The sequence below is a fragment of the Clostridium sp. Ade.TY genome (assembly GCF_000498355.1).
GTDB lineage: Bacteria > Bacillota > Clostridia > Clostridiales > Clostridiaceae > Clostridium.
Map to the genome: position 1 here is coordinate 111,866 of NZ_AVSV01000022.1, position 25,495 is coordinate 137,360.

The following is a 25,495-nucleotide window of genomic DNA, read 5'->3' on the forward strand; positions in this document are numbered from 1 at the left end:
TGGAGGCAATTATGAGCGGAATTACTTATGACTATATGGAAGAGTATTTAAGAGGCCTAATTGGTGAAAGTACTGGTAAATTTAAAGAACTTGAAGAATTTGCAAAAGAAAATGGAGTTCCTATAGTACAAAAAGAAGCGGGAAAATTTTTAGAGTTTATGGTTAGTATGAAAAAACCTTTAAAAATATTAGAGCTTGGAACTGCTATAGGATATTCAGCTATACTTATGTATGAGGCTGCAAAAACTAATCCAGATATTATTACTATAGAAAGAAGCAAGGAAATGATTGAACTTGCAAAGCAAAATATAACTAAATATAATTTAGAAGATAAGATTATTATAAAAGAAGGCGATTGTCTTGAGATATTAGAGGGGTTGAATGAAGAATTTGATCTAATATTTATGGATGCTGGAAAAGGACATTATAATCATTTTTTACCTCATTGCTTAAGACTTTTGAAAAAAGATGGTATAATAATAGCTGATAATGTCTTATTTAGAGGAATGGTTGCATCACAAGATTTAGTTAAAAGAAGAAAAATAACTATAGTAAAAAGAATGAGAACATATTTAGAGATGGTTTCAGAAGATGAAAATTTAATTACATCTGTAATTCCAATGAGCGATGGGATTGCTATAACAAAGAGGAGGTAATTTTTAAATGAGAAAGCCAGAAATTTTAGCACCAGCTGGAAATCTTGAAAAATTAAAAATCGCAGTAGATTTTGGAGCTGATGCTGTTTATATAGGTGGTAATAGATTAAATTTAAGAGCTTTTGCAGGTAATTTTACAAATGAAGAAATTGCAGAAGGGGTTAAATATTGCCACGAAAGAGGAAGAAAACTTTATGTAACAATGAATGTTTTTCCAAGAAATTTTGACTTAACAGGCGTTGAAGATTACATAAAAGGACTTGAAAGTTTAGGTGTAGATGCGATTATAGTTTCAGACCCTGGTATTATTGCAATTGCTAGAGAAGTAGCACCGAATTTTGAAATACATTTAAGTACACAAGCTAATACAGTTAACTGGAGAGCAGCTAAATTCTGGTATGATTTAGGAGTTAAGAGAATAGTTCTTGCGAGAGAAATGTCTTTTAATGAAATTTATGGATTTAGAGACAATCTTCCAGAAGGTTGTGATATAGAAGCATTTGTACACGGTTCAATGTGTATAGCATATTCAGGAAGATGTTTAATATCAAACTACTTATTAGGAAGAGATTCAAACAAGGGAACATGTGCTAATGTTTGTAGATATAAATATCATCTTGTAGAAGAAACAAGACCAGGTGTCTATTTCCCTGTTGTAGAAGATGATAAAGGAACTTACATAATGAACTCAAAAGATTTATGTATGATAAAACATATACCTGAATTAGTTGAAAGTGGAATATATTCATTTAAAATTGAAGGTAGAATGAAAAGTGAATTTTATGTAGCATCAGTTGTTAAAGCTTATAGAGAAGCCGTAGATAGCTACTTTGAAGATCCAGAAAACTATAAATTTAAAGAAGAGTGGATGGATATATTATTAAAGGTTAGTCATAGACCTTATCATACAGGATTCTACTTTGGAAAAACTGGAGAACAAAATTATGATGATTCATCATATATAAGAGACTATGATATAGTTGGAATGGTAAAAGAGTATGATGAAGAAACTAAAACAGCTACAATAATACAAAAAAATAGAGTGTTTAAGGGAGATAAAGTTGATATATTAAGACCTTATACACCTAATTTTTCAATAGAAATGGAATCAATGTATGATGTTGAAAAGAATGTTGAAACAGATGTTGCAAATAGAGCTCATATGATTTTCAAAATGAAAGTTGATACTCCATTAAAAGTAAATGATATGCTAATTAAACAAAAAGAATCTTTAGAGATTGTTAACAACTAGGAGGTAATTTAATGAAAAAACCTATACTTATTGGAATCACTGGTGGAACAGGATCAGGAAAAAGTACAATAGCTGATGAAATATTTAATAGCTTTAATGAAGAATGTATTGCAATGATACAACAAGATGCGTATTATAAAGATCAAAGTCATTTAAGCATGGAAGAAAGAACAAAAACTAATTATGATCATCCAAGAGCTTTTGATAATGATTTGTTATTAGAACATTTAAATACATTAATTTCAGGTGAAGAAATTCAAAAACCAATATATGATTTTACTATACATAATAGAGCAAAAGAAACAAATTTAGTAAAACCAAGAGAAATAATAATCGTTGAAGGTATATTAGTACTTGAAGATGAAAGAATTAGAGATTTATTAGATATTAAAGTTTATGTTGATACAGATGCAGATATAAGAATACTTAGAAGACTTGTAAGAGACATAAATGAAAGAGGAAGAACTGTAGATTCAGTTGTTGAACAATACCTTTCAGTAGTTAGACCAATGCATATGCAATTTACTGAACCAACTAAGAGATATGCTGATATAATTGTTCCAGAAGGTGGACATAATAAGGTAGCGATAGACATCTTAGTTTCAAAAATAAAAGATATATTAAAATAGGTTGAATAAAACACCTTTTCTTAGTCAAGAATTAGCTAGGAGGAGGTGTTTCCTTTTTATGAGAAAAAAGAATTTGAGAAGATATAATGGAATATTAATTTTAATCCTATGCATATTTGCTATTCTTTCAGTTAGATTATATTTTTTAACTGTTCATCCAACAGAGAGGGTAGAAGCAAATTATAAAAATCATCAAACAGAAAATATAAGTAATAGTAAGTACATGCTTTTAGATACTAATGGAAAAGATTTAATGACATATAAAAAGAAATATGTTTTAGTAATTGATTCAAGGCCATTTAGCTTAAACAACTATGGAGAAACATTAGAAGATCTTATGGCTTTAAATTTTATAATGAAGGCAGAAACAGAAGAATTTAATTATACTGATGTTATGAGAAGTCAAGGAAAGTTATATTATGAAATATCAGAGGAAACATATGATAAAATAAATAAATTAAATAATTTAAAAGGCGTATACACATTTATAAGTGATGAGATAGATATGAAAGAAGCGTGGTCTGTAAGTGCTATGTTTTCAAATATAAGTGAAGAAGGATTGTATAAAGATTCTTTGAATGAAGAAGTTTTCAATAATATAAAGAACAACATAATACCTAAAAAAAATTTTTACTTAGATGAAAAAAATACTTATTCAATAGATGAACTTAATTTAAATAAAGAAAATAGAAATGTTAAATTAACTATAGATAAAGAATTTGAAGATATTATAAGGGGAGTTTTATCAAAAGAAGAATATATAGATTATAAAAATGTTGGTGTTACTTTAATTGAAAGTAATACAGGAAAGATTAAGGCTATGGTTCAAAAAGATGAAAGTCAAGCTAATATAAATTTAGGAATTGAAGGAGTTGGGTATGAACCAGGCTCAATATACAAGCTAATAACTTATGCTGCAGCTTTGGAAGAAGGATTCATAACCCCGTATAATACAGTATCTTGTAATGGAAAGATGTGTAATGGTAAAGTTCATGGAACATTAACAATAGAAGAAGGATTAATAAGATCATGTAATGATGTATTTGGAGCTATAGGAAGAAAAGTTGGATATGATAAGTTGATGGAATATAGTGAAAGAGTTGGGATTTTTAAAAGGGTTCTAAATTTTCAAGGAGAAAATAAAAATGAAACAGCTGGTATGAAACCTTTAAATGATGATCCTAAAAATAATAATAAGATAGCATTAATATCTATAGGCCAAGCAATGAATGTATCTCCTATTCAAATGCTTGGTGCTGTAAATAGCATAGTAAATGATGGAGTATATATAAAACCTTATATAGTTGAGAGTATAGTAGATAATGAAGATAAAAAAATAAAACAATATAAAACAACAGAAGAAAGAATATTTACTGAGACAACAAGTAAATTAGTTAAAAATGATATGAAAGATGTAGTGATAAATGGAACTGGAAAGGGGGCTTATGTTAAAGATGTTAATGTTGGAGGTAAAACTGGATCTTCATCAAGTAGCAGAGGAACAACACATGGATGGTTTGCAGGATATTTTACAATAAACAATATAGAATATACAATGATAGTATTTGTTCCAGATTTGGTTGAAGAAAAAAGTATAGGTGGAGGAACTACTGCAGCACCTATATTTAAAGATATTGTTTTAGAACTTAAAAGTAAATAAAAATATATTTTTTTCTAATAGCAAGTTTTAAGAAAAAAAATCATATGATATTAGTAAGCACTATAAGGGAGGAAGAAAGTGTTAGTAATATCAAATTTTATTGATCTATTATGCAATACAATATTTTTAAGTGGTTATATCTCTAATAATAACACTTTCCCAACACCTCTTAATGAAAAAGAAGAGGAAAAGTATTTAAGAAAATTGAAAGAGGGGGATAAAGGGGCGAAGAGTGTTTTAATTGAAAGAAACTTAAGATTGGTTGCACATATAGTAAAAAAATATTCGTTTCCAAACAAAGATGTAGATGAACTTATTTCAATAGGAACTGTAGGTTTAATAAAAGCTATTGATTCTTTTGATGCAGATAAGGGAACGAGACTTGCAACTTACGCATCAAGATGTATTGAAAATGAAATACTTATGCTTTTTAGAAATAATAAAAAGCAAAAAGGAGAAGTATACTTACAAGATCCTATAGGAATAGATAAAGAAGGAAATGAGATATGTTTAATTGATGTATTAAGTAGTGATAAAGATTCTGTAATAGAAAAAGTTGAGAGTAATCTTCAGGTTAGAGCTCTATATAAAAAAATGGAAGAAATACTTACAGATAGAGAATATGATATAATAGTTATGAGATATGGACTTCAAGATGGAAAGAGTAAAACTCAAAGAGAAATAGCTGCAAAACTTAATATATCTAGGTCTTATGTTTCTCGAATAGAAAAAAAGGCATTAAAAAAATTACAAAAAGTTTTGTATGGTAAAATAACATAAATTTCTTTATAAATTCCTCTAAATTTAGGGGGATTTATATATTATAAAATAAATTATAAAAGTACGGGGGAAAATATGTATACTTTAAAAGAACTTTTAGAAAAAACTATTTTATATAAAGCTTCAGATTTACATTTAACAGCTAATTTACCACCTATGATTAGGAAAAATGGAATGTTAAGTTCGTTAGGTGAAGAAATATTATCTATAGATGATTTAAGGAATTTATCACAAGAGATATTAGGGAATAAATTTGAAAAATACAATGAAATAGGAGAAATGGATAGTTCTTATTCATTAGATGGAATAGGACGATTTAGAGTTAATGTATTTAGGCAGTTAGAAAGTGATGCTATTGCTATAAGAAGTATAACATTAGATGTTCCTACATTAGAGGAATTAAATCATCCTTCTATAGTAAAAGAACTAGCTAATAAAAAAAGAGGGCTTGTTTTAGTTACTGGCCCAACTGGAAGTGGTAAAAGTACAACATTAGCTGCAATGATAAATGAAATTAATTCAACTAGAAGTGAAAATATAATTACATTAGAAGATCCTATAGAATATATTCATAAGCATAAAAAGAGTATAATAAATCAAAGAGAAATTGGAAGAGATAGTAAGAGTTATAAAAATGCTCTTAGAGCAGCATTAAGAGAGGATCCAGATGTTATATTAATTGGTGAGATGAGAGATTTAGAAACAATTTCTATTGCAATTACAGCAGCGGAAACAGGACATTTAGTTCTTTCTACTCTTCATACTATTGGAGCTACTCAAACTATTGATAGAATTATAGATGTATTTCCACCATATCAGCAACAACAAATAAGAATTCAATTAGCATCAGTTTTGCAAGGAATAATATCTCAGCAATTAATTCCAACTGTTGATAATAGTGAAAGAGTTGCTGCTCTTGAAACTATGATAATTAATCCAGCAATTCAAAATCAAATAAGAGAAGGGAAAACACATCAAATACAATCTGTTATACAAACTGGTAGTAAGTTTGGAATGAAAACAATGGATATGTATTTAGTAGATCTTATTAATTTAGGTGTTATAGATAAAGAAGTTGCAGTTACATATGCTGTAGATAAAGAAATGATTAATAGAATGATAAAGTTTTAAAAGTTAAAATATACCTACTGTTATTATAACAGTAGGTATATTTTTATATTAAAAAATAACGAAAATATTAATAAATTAATAAGTAGTCAAAATAAAGAGGAATTTAAAAATATATGTTGAATATATAAATGTAAGATAGAATGACAGGAGGGAAGGTAGGCAAAATGCAAGAATTTTTAGTGACAGCAGTAGATATAGGAACACAAAAAATTTCAGCATCAAGTGGTATATCAAGACTAGGTGAAGAAGTTGAAATATTAGGAAGTTCTTGTGTTTACTCTAAAGGTATAGAGAGAGGATGTATAGTTGACAGTAAAGCATGTAAGGAAAGCTTTCTCGAAGCTTTATATAAATTAGAAGAAGAAATTAATAAAAAAATTTATGATGTTTACATAGGTTTGCCATCTTCTGATTTAATATTGATTGAAAAAGAAATAAAGATAATAAATACTCATGATAGTTTTGTGAAAAATTTAAATGAAGCAATATTAAATTTAAAAGACAATATTAATTTAGGAGAAGATGAAAGAATATGTGATATATCAATAAACTATTATAAAATAGGTAATGATATAAAGTTTGAAATTCCTAAGAAAGTATCAGAAGAAGAAATATATGCAAATGTGACTATTTTTTTATATGATAGAGATGAATTAAATAAATATAAAACTTTGTGCATAGATACTAGATATAATATTAAAGGATTTATTGCTAATATAAATTCATTGAAAAATATATTTTTATTCAGAGAAGAGTCTGGAAAAAGAGCAATTGTAGAGAGTGGAGCTGGATTAACTGAAATTGGTATATTTGAAAATGGAAACATTAAGGAAGTTATTTCTATTCCATTAGGTGGTAATAATATTACTAGTGATCTTTCCATATGTGCAGGCTTATTGAATGATGAGGCTGAATCAATTAAGTGCAAATATAGTAGTAATTATGTTAATATTTTAAATGATGATTCAGAAAAAGAAATATCTATAGATGGTAAGAGTATTCATAAAGAATTATATTTTAAAGTTTGTGAAGCTAGAATTGAAGAAATTCTTAATTATGTAAATAATGAGTTAAAAAACACTAGTCATTATAATGATTTATGTAGTATAATTTTATGTAGTGATTCTTTAACAAATTTTGAGAATATACAAGAATTAATTAATGAAATCATAAATTGTAATGTTAATATAACTACAAAAAATGATTTTAATATGCCAAATCTTTCAAATATTACGTCTTTAGCTATTGTTAAAGAGGTACATGATAGGGTAGAATTAATATATGAGGATTTTACAAAAGATGTTAAAGATAATACTTTAAGATTTGAAAAAATAAGTGATATAAATGATAAAGCCGAGTGTGAAATAGAAAATTTAGGTCACGATAAGAAAAAAAAGAATACTGGCATTAGGGGAAAAATAAGAAGTTTACTAGAGGATATTTTCTAAAGGAGGAATTGTTTTGTTAGATTTTGAAGTTGATATGCAAGAATTAACTAATATAAAAGTCATAGGCTGTGGAGGCGGAGGAAGTAACGCTGTTAATAGAATGATAGTTGAAGGATTAAAAAATGTAGAGTTTATAGCTATCAATACAGATAAACAAGCTCTTATGCTATCACATGCCAATCAGAAAATACAAATAGGTGAAAAGCTTACTAAGGGATTAGGAGCTGGAGCAAATCCAGAAATTGGACAAAAAGCAGCAGAAGAGAGTAGAGAAGAAATTACAGCAGCTATTAAAGGAGCTAATATGGTATTTATAACTGCTGGAATGGGTGGCGGAACAGGAACAGGTGCTGCACCAGTTGTTGCTGAAATTGCTAAATCATTAGAAATACTTACTGTAGGTGTTGTAACTAAACCTTTCCCATTTGAAGGAAAGAGAAGAATGAGACATGCTGAAATGGGTATTGCTAAGTTAAAGGAAAAGGTTGATACATTAGTAATAATTCCTAATGAGAGATTATTATTTATGGCAGATAAAAAGACAACACTTTTAGATTCATTCAGATTAGCTGATGATGTTTTAAGACAAGGTGTACAAGCAATATCAGACCTTATAACTATTCCTGGGGTAGTTAATGCTGACTTTGCTGATATAAAAGCTGTCATGTTAGATAAAGGATTAGCACATATGGGAGTTGGACATGGAAAAGGAGATAATAGAGCTTCTGATGCAGTAAAAGAAGCTATAGCTTCACCATTATTAGAAACTTCAATAGAAGGTGCTACTGGCGTAATATTAAACTTTACAGGTGGAGCTGATCTTGGAGCTTTAGAAGTTTATGAAGCAGCTGATGTTGTAAGAGAAGCAGCTGATGCTGATGCAAATATAATATTTGGTGCTGTTATTGATGAAACACTTCAAGATGAAATAAGAATTACTGTTATAGCAACAGGATTTGAAGAAGATGGAATTGGAGCTGCTCCAAAAGAATCATCTAAAGTTGAAGTGAAGAAACAAATAAGTAAACAAGTTGAAGAAACTGTTGAAGAACCTAAACAAGAAGTTGCAGCAACTGCAGAAGAAACAGTAAGTTCAACAATAACTTATACTGAAGAAGATTTATCAATACCAACATTTTTAAGAAGACCAAGAAGATCAAATTAATTTTACAAGTGTTAGGTTAAAAAAGTTTTAGATTTAATATCTAAAACTTTTTTTTATGATAAAAGTTACAAAATGGTAAAAAAATAATTAATTTAGAATTTGAAAATGTTTTATGACTAAGAAAATTATGTTAAAATTAAAAGTAATGATAGAAAAATTGTAAAAATAATGTTTTATATGGGGAGATTATTATGAATAGAAAAAAAATATCAACAATGTTATTGATGTTTGCAGCAACAACGACAGCATCAATAGTATTAAATAATAATGAAGCTTTTGCTACTACACATAAAACTTCTATTGTTTCAAGTCATATAATAGGAAAAGGCAAAGTTGTTAACGTACAATCTAGCCTTAGAATAAGAAAGAAAGCTAGTACAAGTAGTGAAATTATAGGATACTTAAAAGAAGGACAATCAATTGATGTTTTGGAAAGAGATGGATATTGGTATAAGATTAAGTTTGGTGATAAAGAAGGATATATTTACAAAGATTATATAAAGGTAACTTTAAACAAAGAAGAAGTTGACAATAAAGAAAAAAATATAAGTAAGCAAGGTGTAGTTGTAAATATTACAAGTGAACTTAGAGTAAGAAAAGGAGCGTCAACAAGCTCAGAAACTATAGGATATTTAAGAAACGGAAATAAACTTGATATAGTTTCAAAATCAGGTTCATGGTATAAAATAAAATACAAAAATGGTTATGGATATGTCCATGAAGATTATGTAAAAATAACAAATAGTAACAACAATAATAATAGTAGTAATAATAGTAACAATAATAAACCATCAGAAAATGTAAGTAAGCAAGGTGTAGTTGTAAATATTACAAGTGAACTTAGAGTAAGAAAAGGAGCATCAACAAGCTCAGGAACTATAGGATATTTAAGAAACGGAAATAAACTTGACATAGTTTCAAAATCAGGTTCATGGTATAAAATAAAATACAAAAATGGTTATGGATATGTCCATGAAGATTATGTAAAAATAACAAGTAGTAATAATAATAGTAACAATAATAATAATAGTAACAATAGTAAACCATCAGAAAATGTAAGTAAGCAAGGTGTAGTTGTAAATATTACAAGTGAACTTAGAGTAAGAAAAGGAGCATCAACAAGCTCAGAAACTATAGGATATTTAAGAAATGGAAGCAAACTTGACATAGTTTCAAAATCAGGTTCATGGTATAAAATAAAATACAAAGGTAGTTATGGATATGTCCATGAAGATTATGTAAAAATAACAAGTAGTAACAATAATAGTAACAATAATAATAATAGTAACAATAGTAAACCATCAGAAAATGTAAGTAAGCAAGGTGTAGTTGTAAATATTACAAGTGAACTTAGAGTAAGAAAAGGAGCATCAACAAGCTCAGAAACTATAGGATATTTAAGAAACGGAAATAAACTTGACATAGTTTCAAAATCAGGTTCATGGTATAAAATAAAATACAAAGGTAGTTATGGATATGTCCATGGAGATTATGTAAAAATAACAAGTAGTAATAACAATAGTAACAGTAATAATAATGAGAATTCAAATAATAGATGTGAAGGAACAGGAAAAGTTATAAATATAACAAGCAATTTAAGGGTTAGAAAAGGTCCAGGAACTAATTATAATGTTGTTGGATATTTATTAAATGGAGATAAATTTGATGTTACTGGTAAAAGCGGTTCATGGTATAAAATAAAAAAAGGAAATTTAAATGGATATATTCATGAAGACTATGTGAAATTTTATCCAAAGGATGATACAAATACAAAACCAGATGATAAACCTGAAAATAAACCAGAATCAAAAGAGAAATATGGAAAAGTTCAAGTTAATAGTGAATTAAGAATTAGGGAAAAGCCTAATACTTCAGCAAAAATAATAGGAAATTTAAGAAATGGTGAAGTAGTTGAAATATTAGGAGAAGAAAATGGTTTTTATAAAATTAAGGATTCATCTTTAATAGGATATTCTTCAAAAGAATATATAAAAGAAGTATCAAAAGATGATATAGGAAATAATATTCCAAATGAACAAAATGTTATTTATACAAATTATAATATGTCATTAGATTCTTATATTAAATTACAAAAATCAAGAAATTCAGCATATGATTATGCTTATTATGAAAAATATATAAATCCAAAGTATGCTACTAATCAATTACAATATTTAAGATTAGATGAGTATAGAAGTATTAGTGCTAGTGGATTAAATAATTATTTTTCATCAAGAAATGCTGGGGTATTAATGGGACAGGCTAATGCATTTATAAATTCAGCAAAAAAGTTTGGTATAGACCCATTATATTTTGCAGCTCAATCGATTCATGAAACTGGATATGGTAAGAGCACTTTAGCTAAAGGTGTAAGAATAACAGAAATCGCAGATACTAGTCAAGAAATTAAAAATGATAAAGGTCAATTAATTGGTTATAAAATGATAAAATTAGATAAACCAGTTACAGTTTACAATTTATTTGGAATAGGTGCATATGATAATTCAAGTGTTTTCCAAAATAGAGCTTTAATACTTGGAACAACTTATGCTTATAATCATGGATGGACAAGTATTGATAAAGCAATAGAAGGTGCAGCTAAATTTGTTTCAGATAATTATGTTAAAAGCTCAACTTATAAGCAAAATACATTATATAAAATGAGATATTCACCTAATGAATCATTAATATGGCATCAATATGCAACTACTCCATGGTATGCACAAGAAATAGGAGCACAGATGGAAGAAATGCAACACCTGTATACAGGAAATAATGACTTTATTTATGATAAGCCTAAGTTTAATTAAAAATAATTATTTTAAGTTAAATAAGTATATAAAATAACAAAAAAGAGGGAGATTTTTAAGTCTCTCTCTTTTTTATTTAGTTATATATTAAAATTAAAATACATAAAAAGTTTAAAAATATTTTAATATCATATTTCTTGTAATGAAATGTAAAAAAAATGATTTAAAAAATTATGTTTATATCAATTAATATGACAAAATTTTGAATGTGATAGTTATATAATTTTATTAAGGGGGAAGGTAAGTGGATATATATGTAGATATACTATTAATTGAAAATTTCCTAGTGAATTTATTTTTGTTACTGACAACTTACAAAATTATCAGAGAAAAATATTCATTTAAAATGTGTATAGTGTCAGCTATTTTAGGTTCATTATATACATTAACCATGGTTATACAAGAAATAAGTTTTTTATCAAATAATATAATTCAAATTGTTGTTGCATTTGGTATAGCTTATATACCTCTTAATAATAAAAGTATTATAAAATCTTTAAAAAGTGGAGCTGTATTTATAGTATCATCTTGCGTATTAAGTGGACTTTGCTTCAAAATTGCAATTATAACTAATGAATATTCTATAAGTGATGGTATTATGATAAAGAATTTTAAAGTAAAGTATTTAATTTTAAGTTTATCTATTTTATGTATAGCCTTAGAAAGAATTACAACATATATAAGAGAAAAAAATATTATTAATAATTTTTATTATGATGTAGAATTTTCTATTAAAGATAGAGATTTAAAAATAAAAGGATTTCTAGATTCGGGTAATGAGCTTAGAGAGCCTATAACAAATTTACCATGTATATTAATAGAGGAAGATTATTTAGATGGAATAGATGTAGAACATGATGGTTTATATTATATTCCATATAGTGCTATAGGATATAATGGAAGTTTAAAAGGCTTTAGGGTGGATAATATAAAGCTTAAAAAGAGTGGACAAACATTTAAAGTTATAGATGTAATATTATGTCCATGCAAGGATAATTTAAGTAGAGAAAATGATTTTAATGCGTTGATACCAAGAGGCGTAATATAAATTATAGTTAATATTAAGGAGGAAAATATGATTAAAATAAAACTTTTATTAAATAGAATATTTGAAAAATTGGGTTTATTTAGAAAAAAACTTCATTACGTCGGAGGAAATGATGCATTACCACCACCACTTAGTAAAGATGAAGAAGAAGATTTAGTTAATAAGCTAAGTAATGGAGATGAAGGGATAAGAAGTATATTAATAGAAAGAAATTTAAGGTTAGTTGTATATATAGCAAGAAAGTTTGAAAATACAGGAGTGTATGTTGAAGATTTAATTTCAGTTGGAACTATAGGATTAATAAAGGCTGTTAACACCTTTAAACCAGATAAAAAAATAAAACTTGCAACTTATGCATCAAGATGTATTGAAAATGAAATACTTATGTATTTAAGAAGAAATAATAAAATAAAAGCCGAAGTATCATTTTATGAGCCACTTAATATAGATTGGGATGGAAATGAACTACTATTATCAGATATACTTGGTACTGATAATGATATTGTATATAATTTGATAGAAGATGAAGTTGATAAACAATTATTATTTATTGCTTTAAAAAATTTAAATGAAAGAGAAAAAGAAATTGTTAGATTGAGATTTGGATTAAATGGAAATAATGAAAAGACTCAAAAAGAGGTTGCTGATATTCTTGGAATATCACAATCATATATATCAAGATTAGAAAAAAAGATAATAAGTAGATTGAAAAAAGAAATAAGTAAAATGGTTTAGGTTGTCTTTAGTATAAAAGTTACTCCTTGCGGAAATACTTTCTATTGAGATGATATTACTTCCAAAGGAGTTGATGACCTTGATCATTAATAAAGTAGAGATATGTGGAGTAAATACTGCAAAACTTCCTATACTTAAAGAAAAGGAAAAGAGAGAACTTTTATTAAAGATGCAATCTGGTGACAACAGTGCTAGAGAAACTTTTATAAAAGGAAACTTAAGGCTTGTATTAAGTGTTATTCAAAGGTTTAATAATAGAGGAGAAAATGTTGATGACTTATTTCAAGTTGGTTGTATAGGTCTTATGAAAGCTATAGATAATTTTGATTTATCTCAAAATGTTAAGTTTTCGACTTATGCTGTTCCTATGATAATAGGTGAAATAAGAAGATATTTAAGAGACAATAATTCAATAAGAGTTAGTAGATCATTAAGAGATATAGCTTATAAAGCATTGTTAGTTAGAGATAAGCTTGTAAAAGATAATAATAGAGAACCAAATGTATCTCAAATTGCTAAGGAACTTGAACTTCCAAGAGAAGAGGTAGTTTTTGCATTAGATGCAATACAGGATCCAGTTTCTTTATTTGAACCAATTTACCATGATGGAGGAGATGCCATATATGTAATGGATCAAATTAGCGATTCGAAAAATACGGATGATAGTTGGCTTGAAAATATATCTATAAATGAAGCTATGAAAAGATTGAGTGATAGAGAAAAGTTAATATTAAATCTTAGATTTTTTAAGGGAAGAACCCAAATGGAAGTTGCAGATGAGATAGGAATATCTCAAGCTCAAGTATCTAGACTAGAAAAAACGGCACTTAAGCACATGAGGAAGTATGTTTAAAAAAAGAACTCTTTAAGAGTTCTTTTTTTATGTAAATATAATAATTTATAAAATAATGAATATAAATTTAACATAGAGAGGGGGATTATATATGGAAGAAAATTTACATTCAATAAATTCTATGAAAAATATGGAGGTTATAGATATAAATTCTGGAACAAAATTAGGATTTATTGTGGATATAAAATTAGATTGTGAGAATGATAAAGTTGAATCATTAATTATCCCAGGAGAAAATAAGGGATGGTTTTCTAGGGGAGAAGAAATAGAGATACCCTGGGATAATATAGAGAAAATAGGAATAGATGTAATACTAGTATCAATGGATAAATCAAATATTCTAGGAAGAGATGACAATATTTACAGATAATATCTAGTCAGAGAAGAAAAAAATATGTATAATAACCATATAGAATAGTCAATTACTGTACAGAAAGGTGGGAATTATCTATGAAATGCCCTTTTTGTTCTTTTCAAGAAAGTAAAGTAGTCGATTCAAGATCAACAGATGATAATACTACAATAAGAAGAAGAAGAGAATGTTTAAATTGTAATAAAAGATATACAACTTATGAAAAAGTAGAGGATATTCCAATTTTAGTTATAAAAAAAGATTTAACTAGAGAAAATTTTAATAAAGAAAAAATAGTAAATGGATTAATAATAGCATGTCAAAAAAGACCTATTTCACGTAAGCAAATAGAGGATATTGCAGAGGATATTGAAAAGACTATATCAAATAAAATGATGACGGAAGTTCAGTCAAATTACATAGGAGAAATGGTTATGGATAGGTTGAAAAAGATAGATGAAGTGTCTTATGTTAGATTTGCTTCTGTTTATAGGCAATTTAAAGATATTAATACCTTTATGGAAGAAATAAATAGATTAATTAAGTCTTAGAGCAAAAATTTAATAATTAAATATATTTGAAGTTAACTCTTTAGAAGTTTTTAAGCTTTTAAGGAGTTTTTTTACGTTAAAGATAAGTAAAAAAGTATCTTATTAAATAGATAATAATTTCAGTAAATGTTAAAATAATATTAAAAGAGTTGGAGGAGAAAAATGAAAAAAATAAATTTAAATAATATTTATAAAAAAGATGACTTTTTAATTGTTGATAATGAAAAAACTTCAGTTGTATTTTCAACAGCTGAAAAAAATAGAAGTTTTAATAGAAATACTTCTGATGGATTAGAAACTTTAAATAGTTTAAAGAAAGATTTTAATGTAGACAAAGTAATATATTTAAAGCAAATACACTCAGATGAAGTTTTAATATATAATGGTGAAGAAGACTTTAATGAAAATAGTGCTGATGGTATAATTACTAACTTAAAAAATGTTTTAATTGGAGTTTTTACAGCAGATTGTGTTCCTGTAATTATTATAAATGAAGAGTATGGTGTAATAGGAGCAGTTCATAGTGGTTGGAAAGGAACTATTAAATCTATAACAAAGGTTTGCTTAGATAAGATGACAAAAGTTTATGGAGTTAATCATAAAAATACAAAGATATATATAGGACCACATATAAGAAAATGTTGTTATGAAATTTCAGAAGATCTTAAAGAAAAGTTTATAGAAGAAAAGGATATAGATAAAGATATATTATTTGATGGAAGAAATTTAAATTTAGAATCTTGTATAGAAAAGGATGCAAAAGATTTTGGAGTTAAAGATGAAAATATAAATAGTATTCCATTATGTACTTATTGTGAAGAGGAGATAAAATTACACTCATATAGAAAATCAGATGGATCATATGGAAGATTATTTACATTTGCAATATTAAAATAGGAGGGATTAAATTGTCAAAAGAAAAAATATTAATAGTAGATGATGAAGAACATATATTAGAACTTTTAAAATTTAATATACAAAATGCAGGATATCAAGTTATTTGGGCAAATAATGGAATAGATGGGCTTAATATTGCAAAAAATGAAAAACCTGATTTAGTGTTGTTAGACTTAATGCTACCTGGAATGGATGGATTTGATGTATGTAAAGAAATAAAAAGAAATAATGATACATGTAATATTTCTATAATAATGCTAACAGCAAAAGGGGAAGAGTTAGATAAAATATTAGGATTAGAACTTGGAGCTGATGATTATATAACAAAGCCATTTTCTGTTAGAGAACTTTTAGCAAGAGTTAAAGCAGTTTTAAGAAGAAGTAATTCTTTAGAATCAAACAAAAAGGAAGATATATATGATAATGGTAGACTTAAAGCTGATTTTGAAAGACATGAAGTTACTATAAATAATGAAAGAATAGATATGACATTAAAAGAATTTGAGCTTTTAGAAGTACTAATAAAAAATAAAGGTAAAATACTAAGAAGAGAAATGTTATTGGATAAAATATGGGGATATGAATATATTGGTGAAACTAGAACTGTAGATGTTCATATTAGATATTTAAGAAAAAAAATAGAAGAAGATGATAAAAACCCTAAGCTTGTAGAAACCATAAGAGGGGTTGGATATAGATTTAATGGGTAGTAAAGTATGAAGAAGAAAATAATAACATCTGTAATAATAACAGTAATATTTGCATTAGTAATAATAACATCTTCATTTATGGCTCTTTATAGTATACAAGAAATAGAAAATTCTAAAAGTATGCTAAAAGAATATAATTCTATAATTTCTGAATTGGATATAGAAAAGACAAGCAATTTAGGATTGTTTAAAATAAATGGAAAAGTTATAGAATTAACTATAGTTGATAAAGATGGAAATATAAAGTTTGATTCATCAGGCAATAAAGGAAATTTAAGTGGAGATCAATCAATAAAAGAGGCAGAGAGTAAAGGTGTAGGTTATTTAGATACATATAATGAAAAAAGAAGAAGTGATATGATTTATTGTTCAACTAGACTTGCTAATGGGGATGTAATAAGAAGTGGAGTTGAAGAACCAACAACCAATATATTTCAAGCACAAAATACTAAATATTATATTATAGCTTTAATAATAGTTTTACTATTATCAATAGCTTTAGCATTAAAGCTAGTTAGAATAATAGTAGATCCTATAAAGCATTTAGAGAGTGTTACTTGGAAAATTGCTCATGGAAATTTGCAAACAAGAGTAAATGTAGTATCTAATGATGAATTAGGACAACTAGGTAAAACATTTAATAATATGGCAGACCAGCTTCAAAGTAAAATAAATGAAGTTGTTGATAAACAAAATAGGCTTGAGTCAATATTAAAATCTATGCAAAGTGGAGTTATAGCTGTTGATAATGAAGATAGAATAATTACTATAAACCCATATGCACAAAAAATATTTGGAATAAATGTAGATGTTACAGGCAAACTTTTAAATGAATGTATTGAAGATAAAAGAATAAAGGAAATATTGAGTAATGAGATAGTGGATGAAACTCAAGTTAAAGTAAAAAGACCATTTAGAAGATTTCTAAAAATAAAGAAAGCTATGGTTATAAATGGATATAAAAGGATTGGAAGAGTAATTGCAATTCAAGATATAACTGAAATGAAAAGACTTGAAAATATGAGAAGTCAGTTTGTTGCTAATGTGTCTCATGAATTAAAAACTCCTTTAACATCAATAAAAGGTTTTGCTGAAACATTAAGATATGTTGAAGATGAAGATACTAAAATTAAGTTTTTAAATATAATAGATAAAGAAACAGAAAGGCTTACTAGGCTTATTAGTGATATTTTAGTTCTTTCGGATTTAGAAAATAATCCTATAGAGGAATTAGAAGAGATTTTTCCAGATGAAATAATAACAGATGCAATAAATATATTAAATGAACATGCTAGGAAAAAGAATATATCTATAAATTTTGAATCTGATAATAGTAATCTTATTTTAGGACAAAAGGATAAGTTTCTTCAAATAGCTATAAATATAATAGAAAATTCTATAAAATATTCTAATGATAATACTAAAATAGATGTAAAAAGTTTTTCAAGTAAAGGCTATTACTATTTTAAAGTAAAGGATAATGGAATTGGAATACCAAAGGAAGATCTTCCTAGAATATTTGAAAGATTTTACAGGGTTGATAAAGCAAGAAAAAGTGGTGGAACAGGACTTGGGCTTGCTATAGTTAAACATATTGTAAAAACTTTTGGAGGAAAAATAGAAGTTGATTCTAAAGTAGGTGAAGGAACAGAATTTACATTAAAAATAAAACATATATAAACAAAAAAAGATAAACTTTTATCAATTTAAAAGTTTATCTTTTTATTTTTTATGCAATTGTTAAATTTATTTAACATCATTCTAAAACAACTTAACTTCAGTATAATAATACCTTAACTTTCAAAAGATATTATTAAGACATAGACAATTTATAAAAAAGAAAGTAAGTAAAGTAAATTTTGTGGAGGTTAAATTTTATGAGAAAGAAAAGTTTAAAAATGTTAGTAGTAACTTTGGCAATAACTGTAGCAGGGGGATTATTTGTTGGTTGTGGAGGTTCAGGAAACAATCAAGCAGAAGGTAGTTCCATAACAATAAGTGGATCATCAGCATTACTACCTCTTATGGAGCAGTCAATAGAGAAATTTAATGAAATTAAACCAGGAAACACTATAAATGCACAGGCAGGAGGTTCAGGAACAGGTCTTACACAAGTTTTAGAAGGATCAGTTAATATAGGAAATTCAGATGTTTATGCAGAAGACAAACTTACAAAAGATCAAGCAAGTCAATTAGTGGATCATAAAGTTGTAGCACAAGGGTTTGGGATTGTAGTTAATAAAAATTCAGGAATAGAAAATTTAACAAAGAAACAAATACAAGATATATTCTCAGGAAAGGTTAAAAATTGGAAAGATGTTGGGGGAAAGGATATGGAAATATTAGTAGTTCATAGACCAGCATCATCAGGTACAAGAGCAACTTTTACAGAGAAAATATTAGATGGAAATAAAAAGTTAGAAAATGATTCAATAGGAGCAACACAAGATAGTAACGGAGCAGTGTTAAATGCTATGAAACAAAATGATGGAGCAATAAGTTATGTAGCACTTTCATATATGAACAATGAAGATGCTAAAAATTCATTAAATCTAGTTAAAATAAATGGAAAAGAAGCAAATACTGAAAATATTAAAGCTGGAAATTATGATTTTTGGTCATGGGGACATATGTATACAAAGGGAGAAGCTAATGGGCTTGCAAAAGAATTTATAGATTTTGTAGGAAGTAGTGAAAATAGTGAGAGTATAAATAATTTAGGATTAATTCCTGGAAGCGAAATAAAAGAAAAATAATAAGCAATAAAGATAGGAATGAGGAATATGAAGAAAAGAAGTTTCAAAGAAAGGCTATTAAATGAATATTTAGGAAAAGGATTTTCGAGTTTTTGTGGGATATTAATAATTTTAATAACAGTATCAATAATATTATTTATAGGATCTAAGGGGATACAAACATTCACTAAAGGAGAATACAGTTTAACAGAAATTTTATTTACAAATAACTGGAATCCATCAGGTAGCCCTAAAACCTTTGGAGCTTTTGCCTTCATATTAGGATCTACATTGGTATCATTAGGAGCAGTGCTTTTAAGTGCTCCAATTGCTGTTGCATTAGGGATTTTTGTTAATGTAATATCTAAAGGTTTTGGAGAAAAATTAATAAAGCCTGCATTAGAAATATTAGTAGGTATTCCATCAGTAGTTTATGGTTGGGTAGGAGTTTCTGTATTAGTTCCATTTATAAAAGATAAGTTTGGCGGTATTGGATTTTCTCTTTTGGCTGGAATAATAGTTTTATCCCTTATGATTTTACCAACTATAGCAACATTAGCTATTGATGCTATAAAGGGAATACCAAAAGAACATATAGAAGCATCTTATGGACTTGGAGCTACAAGATGGCAAACAATAAAAAATGTAATAACTCCAGGAGCTAAATCAGGAATACTTACAGGAGTAGTTCTTGGAATAGCAAGAGCTTTCGGAGAAGCTTTAGCAGTTCAAATGGTAATAGGAAATACTATTAAAATGCCAAATAGTTTGATATCACCATCAGCAACATTAACTAGTATATTAACAATGGATATGGCAAATACAGTATCAGGTTCAGCTTGGAATGATGCATTATGGACTTTAGCATTAATTCTTTTAGTTATATCATTTATATTTATATTAATAGTTAGACAAATAGAAAAGAAAGGAGCTAATTAAGTTGAATGCAAAGAAGATAGATAAAGTAGCAACGATAATATTTTATATAATAGCGATTTTTATAGTAACGCTACTTGGAGCTTTTATCGCTTATATTTTTTATAAAGGAATAGGTATGCTTACTCCATCATTTCTATTTGGAAATCCAAAAATGACAAGTGCTGGTGGAGGTATTGGGCCTCAAATATTTAATTCACTATATATGTTAGTAATAGCATTATTAATTACGGTTCCAATAGGAATTGGAGCTGGAATATACTTAGCAGAGTATGCTAAAGAAGGTGTTGTTTTAAGAATAATTAGATTATCTCTTGAAACTATGTCTTCATTACCTTCAATTGTAATAGGTATGTTTGGTCTTTTAGTTTTTGTAAATTTAGCTGGTTGGGGATATTCATTAATAGCTGGTGCGCTATCAGTTAGTATACTAAATATTCCTGCTATGACTAGAATATCAGAAAATGCAATAAGACATGCATCAAAAAAAGTAAAAGAAGCATCATTAGGACTTGGAGCAACTAAATGGCAAACTATAAAGAAAGTTACTCTTCCAACTGCAATGAGAGATATACTTACTGGAATTATATTATCATCAGGAAGAATATTTGGAGAGGCAGCAGCTTTCTTATATACTGCAGGATTAAGTTCAGGTGCTCTTAACTTTGATAATGTGAATTTAGTTGGGAAAACATCAGCATTTTCACTTTTTAGACCAGCAGAAACATTGGCAGTTCATATATGGAAATTAAATTCAGAAGGTGTAGTTCCAGATGCATCAGCTATAGCGAATGGAACTGCTGCTGTACTTATAATAATGGTATTATTATTTAATATATTAGCAAAATTAATTGGAAATAGAATGTTAAAAGCATATAGTGGTAAATAGGAGGAACATATGAGTATAATAGAAACTAAAAATTTAAATCTTTATTACGGAACTAATAAAGCACTTAAAAATATAACTATGAAATTTAATAAAAATGAAGTTACTGCACTTATTGGACCATCAGGTTGTGGTAAGTCAACATTTTTAAGAACTATAAATAGAATGAATGATCTTATTGATTCAGTAAAAATAGAAGGCGAAGTTTTATTTGAAGGAGAAAATATATTTGATGATTATGATGTAATTGATCTTAGAAAAAGAATAGGTATGGTTTTTCAAAAACCTAATCCATTCCCTATGTCAATATATGATAATGTTGCTTATGGTCCAAGAATACATGGTATAAAAGATAAAAAGAAGTTAGACGAAATTGTTGAAAAAAGTCTTAAAGGAGCTGCTCTTTGGGATGAAACAAAAGATAGACTTAAAAAGAGTGCAATGGGATTATCCGGTGGTCAACAACAAAGACTTTGTATAGCAAGAACTCTTGCAGTATCTCCTGAAATAATATTAATGGATGAGCCAACATCAGCATTGGATCCAATATCAACTAATAAAGTAGAAGATTTAATTGAAGAATTAAAAAAGGAATATACGGTTATAATAGTTACACATAATATGCAACAGGCCGGAAGAATAGCAGATAAAACAGCATTCTTCTTAAATGGTGAAGTTATAGAATATGGAAAAACAGAAGACATATTTTATAAGCCAAAAGATAAAAGAACAGAGGATTATATTACAGGAAGATTTGGTTAATAATACTTAAGAGGTGGTTATATGAGAAGAGAATCCCAAAATCAAAGAATATATGAAATAAATGAAAATCTAGATGTTATGACTGATATAGTAAAAAATCAGATAAAAGATAGTATGAAAGCATTAAAGAATAGAGATAAAAAATTAGCTGAAAATGTAATGAAAAATGATGATGAAGTTGATAATCTTCAAAAAGTAATTGAAGAAGAATGTATAAAATTTATAGCAACAGAACAGCCTGTCGCTAAAGATTTGAGAAGAGTATTTACTGCATCTAAAATAGTAACTGATTTAGAGAGAATGGCAGATCATGCAGTTGATATATGTAAAATTGCAAAAGAAGTTCAAGGAGATACGTGCCCAATAGAAGCAAAAGATCTTTGGGTTATGGAAGAAAAAATTCAAAATATGATAACTTTAGCTATTAAAGCTTATGATGAAAGAGATGCAGAATCTGCTTATGCAATATGCAAATTAGATGATGAAGTAGATTTTTTATATAAGGAAACATTTAAAGATACATTATTATGTATTAAAAATGATGAAAATAAGATAGAAGATGGAACAAGATTATTATTTGTAGCTAAATATTTAGAGAGAATAGGTGATCATGTTACAAATATTTGTGAATGGATAATCTTTAGCAAAAAAGGAGAATATGTAGATTTAAATGTATAAAGAAAAACCACACTAATTATTGAAGTGTGGTTTTTAACTGTTTAAAATTAATTAAATTAATTTTAAGCTTATAAAAATGTCCTTTTTGACGAGTTTTGTTGACTAACTACATATATTAATGTAATATAACAAAAGATACACTAGTTTATAAAAAGGGGAGTGAAAATATGAAAAATTTAATAAAAAGTGTACTTCCTGATAGTATTGCAGAAGAAGTTGGAATAGAACCAGGCGATTTTCTTCTTTCAATTAACAATAAAGAAATAGAAGATATTATTGATTATAGATTTTTAGCTGTTGATGAAGATTTAACTATACAAATTGAAAAGTCTTATGGTGAAATATGGGACGTAGAAATAGAAAAAGATTATGGAGAAGATATAGGACTTGAATTCCAAGGTGGTATAATGGATAAAGCGAAAAGTTGCAGTAACAAATGTATCTTTTGCTTTATAGATCAACTTCCAAAAGGAATGAGAAATACTCTTTATTTTAAGGATGATGACTCAAGATTATCATTTTTACAAGGTAATTTTGTAACATTAACAAATATGAAAGAGGCTGATATTGATAGAATAATCAGATATAAAATAAGTCCAATAAATATATCAGTTCATACAACAAATCCGGAACTTAGAGTTAAGATGCTTAACAATAGATTTGCTGGAGAAATATATAATAGAATGAAGAGACTTAAAGATGCAGGTATTTATATGAATGCACAAATAGTATGTGTACCAGGTATTAATGATGGAGAAGAACTTAAAAGAACTATAAATGATCTTTACACTCTTTATCCACAAGTTAATAATGTTGCTGTTGTTCCAATTGGTATAACAAAGTTTAGAGAAAACTTAGCACATGTAAATACATTTACTAAAGAAACTTCAAGAGAAACAATTGAAATGGTAAATAAACTTCAAGAAAAATTTATAAATGAAGTATCAGAACCTTTTGTAAGACTATCAGATGAGTTTTACTTAGTTGCAAATCAAGATGTTCCAAATGAAGATTTTTATAATGGATTTGAACAATTAGAAGATGGAGTTGGAACAGTTCGTTATTATAGAGAAGCTATAAAGAGAGATTTAGAAAACTTAGATATAAATAAAAAAGGTAGTTATACTGTAGTAACAGGTGCATTAGCTTATGATGAAATAAAGAAAGCTATTGATAGCATAATGCAAAAAAATAATAATATAAAAATAAATGTTAAAAAGATAGTTAATAACTTTTTTGGCAAAACTATTACTGTAGCAGGACTTTTAACTGGAAAAGATATTATAGAACAGTTAAAGGACGAAATAGATACTCCGTATCTTATAATGCCAGATAATATGTTCAGAAGAGGTTATGAATTAGCTCCAGAGGAACTTATAATGTTAGATGACACAACAATTGATATGTTAGAAGAAGCTTTAAATGTTAAAGTTTTAGTGTGTGATTACTCAGGAGATGGTTTTATAGATTTAATAAATAATTATAACGAGGAGGAATAGGAATATGGCAAAACCTATTGTTGCAATGGTTGGAAGACCAAATGTAGGTAAATCTACATTATTTAATAGATTAGCAGGAAAGAGAATATCAATAGTTCAAGATACACCAGGAGTTACAAGAGATAGAGTTTATGCAGAAGCAGACTGGCTTAACTATAAATTCACTATGATAGACACAGGTGGTATAGAACCTGAAAGAGACGATATAATTGTAAAACAAATGAGAAGACAAGCAAATATAGCTATAGAGACTGCTGATGTTATAGTATTTATAGTAGATGGTAAAGAAGGTTTAACAGCAGCTGATAGAGAAGTTGCAACTATGCTTAGAAAAAGTAAGAAACCTGTAGTTTTAGTTGTTAATAAAATTGATTCTCTAAAAGAAGAGGATAATGCTTGGGAATTCTATAACTTAGGTATAGGTGATCCTGTAACTATATCAGCAGCTCAAGGTTTAGGACTTGGAGATATGCTAGATGAAGTTGTTAAACATTTTGAAGCTCTAAACACAGAAGAAGAGGATGATGAATATATAAGAATAGCTATGATTGGTAAACCAAACGTAGGTAAATCATCACTTATAAATAAACTTTTAGGAGAAGAGAGAGTTATAGTATCTAATGTTCCAGGAACAACAAGAGATGCTATAGATTCATACTTAGAAACTGATTTAGGCAAATTTATACTTATAGATACAGCTGGATTAAGAAGAAAAAGCAAAGTAAAAGAAGAAATAGAAAAGTATAGTGTTGTAAGAACTTATACAGCTATTGAAAGAGCTGACGTTTGTATACTAATGATAGATGCAGAAGAAGGAATTACAGAACAAGATGAAAAGATTGTAGGATATGCTCATGAATTAAACAAGGCTATAATGGTTGTAGTTAATAAATGGGATCTTATAGAAAAGGATGATAAAACTCTTGATAAATACAAAAAAGAATTACAAGGGAAGCTTAAATTCTTAAGTTATGCACCATACCTTTTCATATCAGCACTTACTGGACAAAGAACACAAAAAGTTTTAGGCATGGCTAGAATGTGTTATGATAACTATTCAAAGAGAATATCAACAGGTATATTAAATGATGTAATAAATAAAGCTGTTCTTATGAAAGAGCCACCAATAGTAGGACTTAAGAGAATGAAGATATACTATGCAACACAAGTTGCAACTAGACCACCTAAGTTTATCTTCTTTGTTAATGATAAAAATGCAACACATTTTTCATATGAGAGATATTTAGAAAATCAGCTTAGACAAAGTTTTGACTTTGAAGGAACTGGTATAGAAGTAGAGTATAGAGAAAGGAAAATGTAGT

Annotated in this window: 24 protein-coding genes; all 24 read left to right on the forward strand. The window is 27.5% G+C overall.

Annotated features, from left to right (window positions below):
• Positions 1–11: 11 nt before the first annotated feature.
• The 24 genes from O212_RS0107825 to der all read left to right on the forward strand — a co-directional run bounded on the left by O212_RS0107825 (position 12) and on the right by der (position 25,494).
• Positions 12–656 (forward strand): O-methyltransferase, encoded by a 645-nt coding sequence (locus tag O212_RS0107825; protein ID WP_024614565.1) that lies wholly within the window; start codon positions 12–14, stop codon positions 654–656.
• A gap of 7 nt (positions 657–663) precedes the next feature.
• Complete coding sequence (locus O212_RS0107830) at positions 664–1,908, forward strand: U32 family peptidase (protein ID WP_024614566.1); 1,245 nt, start codon at positions 664–666, stop codon at positions 1,906–1,908.
• Between the two features lie 11 nt (positions 1,909–1,919).
• Positions 1,920–2,537 (forward strand): uridine kinase, encoded by a 618-nt coding sequence (udk, locus tag O212_RS0107835; protein WP_024614567.1) that lies wholly within the window; start codon positions 1,920–1,922, stop codon positions 2,535–2,537.
• A 58-nt stretch (positions 2,538–2,595) separates the two neighbouring features.
• The gene (locus O212_RS0107840; protein ID WP_029699248.1) at positions 2,596–4,197 is read left to right on the forward strand and encodes a penicillin-binding transpeptidase domain-containing protein; all 1,602 of its coding nucleotides are present in this window, start codon (positions 2,596–2,598) and stop codon (positions 4,195–4,197) included.
• Positions 4,198–4,275: 78 nt separating this feature from the next.
• Entirely contained in the window at positions 4,276–4,977 is a 702-nt protein-coding gene (gene sigK / locus O212_RS0107845; protein ID WP_024614569.1) for an RNA polymerase sporulation sigma factor SigK, read from the forward strand.
• 75 nt (positions 4,978–5,052) lie between these two features.
• On the forward strand, positions 5,053–6,108 hold the full coding sequence (locus O212_RS0107850; RefSeq protein WP_024614570.1) for a type IV pilus twitching motility protein PilT: 1,056 nt from the start codon (positions 5,053–5,055) through the stop codon (positions 6,106–6,108).
• Positions 6,109–6,272: 164 nt separating this feature from the next.
• Positions 6,273–7,556: a cell division FtsA domain-containing protein gene (locus tag O212_RS0107855; RefSeq protein ID WP_024614571.1), complete on the forward strand. Its 1,284-nt coding sequence runs from the start codon at positions 6,273–6,275 to the stop codon at positions 7,554–7,556.
• 13 nt (positions 7,557–7,569) lie between these two features.
• The gene (gene ftsZ, locus O212_RS0107860) at positions 7,570–8,721 is read left to right on the forward strand and encodes a cell division protein FtsZ (protein WP_024614572.1); all 1,152 of its coding nucleotides are present in this window, start codon (positions 7,570–7,572) and stop codon (positions 8,719–8,721) included.
• A gap of 191 nt (positions 8,722–8,912) precedes the next feature.
• Positions 8,913–11,531, forward strand: coding sequence for an SH3 domain-containing protein (locus O212_RS0107865; RefSeq protein ID WP_024614573.1), 2,619 nt, complete (start codon positions 8,913–8,915; stop codon positions 11,529–11,531).
• Between the two features lie 244 nt (positions 11,532–11,775).
• Positions 11,776–12,579, forward strand: a complete 804-nt coding sequence (locus O212_RS0107870) for a sigma-E processing peptidase SpoIIGA (protein ID WP_024614574.1) — start codon at positions 11,776–11,778, stop codon at positions 12,577–12,579.
• A gap of 27 nt (positions 12,580–12,606) precedes the next feature.
• Positions 12,607–13,314, forward strand: coding sequence for an RNA polymerase sporulation sigma factor SigE (gene sigE / locus O212_RS0107875; protein ID WP_024614575.1), 708 nt, complete (start codon positions 12,607–12,609; stop codon positions 13,312–13,314).
• 79 nt (positions 13,315–13,393) lie between these two features.
• Complete coding sequence (gene sigG / locus O212_RS0107880) at positions 13,394–14,167, forward strand: RNA polymerase sporulation sigma factor SigG (protein WP_024614576.1); 774 nt, start codon at positions 13,394–13,396, stop codon at positions 14,165–14,167.
• Between the two features lie 91 nt (positions 14,168–14,258).
• Complete coding sequence (locus O212_RS0107885) at positions 14,259–14,537, forward strand: YlmC/YmxH family sporulation protein (protein ID WP_024614577.1); 279 nt, start codon at positions 14,259–14,261, stop codon at positions 14,535–14,537.
• An 80-nt stretch (positions 14,538–14,617) separates the two neighbouring features.
• Positions 14,618–15,070, forward strand: a complete 453-nt coding sequence (gene nrdR, locus O212_RS0107890) for a transcriptional regulator NrdR (protein WP_024614578.1) — start codon at positions 14,618–14,620, stop codon at positions 15,068–15,070.
• Positions 15,071–15,232: 162 nt separating this feature from the next.
• Complete coding sequence (gene pgeF, locus O212_RS0107895; protein WP_024614579.1) at positions 15,233–15,967, forward strand: peptidoglycan editing factor PgeF; 735 nt, start codon at positions 15,233–15,235, stop codon at positions 15,965–15,967.
• Positions 15,968–15,978: 11 nt separating this feature from the next.
• Positions 15,979–16,677, forward strand: a complete 699-nt coding sequence (locus O212_RS0107900) for a response regulator transcription factor (RefSeq protein WP_024614580.1) — start codon at positions 15,979–15,981, stop codon at positions 16,675–16,677.
• Positions 16,678–16,683: 6 nt separating this feature from the next.
• The gene (locus O212_RS0107905; protein WP_024614581.1) at positions 16,684–18,357 is read left to right on the forward strand and encodes a HAMP domain-containing sensor histidine kinase; all 1,674 of its coding nucleotides are present in this window, start codon (positions 16,684–16,686) and stop codon (positions 18,355–18,357) included.
• Between the two features lie 197 nt (positions 18,358–18,554).
• On the forward strand, positions 18,555–19,433 hold the full coding sequence (locus O212_RS0107910; RefSeq protein ID WP_024614582.1) for a phosphate ABC transporter substrate-binding protein: 879 nt from the start codon (positions 18,555–18,557) through the stop codon (positions 19,431–19,433).
• A gap of 27 nt (positions 19,434–19,460) precedes the next feature.
• Positions 19,461–20,351: a phosphate ABC transporter permease subunit PstC gene (gene pstC, locus O212_RS0107915; protein ID WP_024614583.1), complete on the forward strand. Its 891-nt coding sequence runs from the start codon at positions 19,461–19,463 to the stop codon at positions 20,349–20,351.
• A 1-nt stretch (position 20,352) separates the two neighbouring features.
• Positions 20,353–21,237 carry a phosphate ABC transporter permease PstA gene (gene pstA, locus O212_RS0107920; RefSeq protein ID WP_024614584.1) on the forward strand — a complete coding sequence of 295 codons (885 nt, stop codon included), beginning with the start codon at positions 20,353–20,355 and terminating at the stop codon, positions 21,235–21,237.
• Between the two features lie 9 nt (positions 21,238–21,246).
• Complete coding sequence (gene pstB / locus O212_RS0107925; RefSeq protein WP_024614585.1) at positions 21,247–21,996, forward strand: phosphate ABC transporter ATP-binding protein PstB; 750 nt, start codon at positions 21,247–21,249, stop codon at positions 21,994–21,996.
• Between the two features lie 21 nt (positions 21,997–22,017).
• A complete protein-coding gene (gene phoU / locus O212_RS0107930) occupies positions 22,018–22,674 on the forward strand; it encodes a phosphate signaling complex protein PhoU (RefSeq protein WP_024614586.1) in 657 nt (218 codons plus the stop codon).
• A gap of 167 nt (positions 22,675–22,841) precedes the next feature.
• Complete coding sequence (locus O212_RS0107935) at positions 22,842–24,173, forward strand: DUF512 domain-containing protein (protein ID WP_024614587.1); 1,332 nt, start codon at positions 22,842–22,844, stop codon at positions 24,171–24,173.
• A gap of 4 nt (positions 24,174–24,177) precedes the next feature.
• Entirely contained in the window at positions 24,178–25,494 is a 1,317-nt protein-coding gene (der, locus tag O212_RS0107940; protein ID WP_024614588.1) for a ribosome biogenesis GTPase Der, read from the forward strand.
• The last annotated feature ends 1 nt before the right edge of the window (position 25,495 follow it).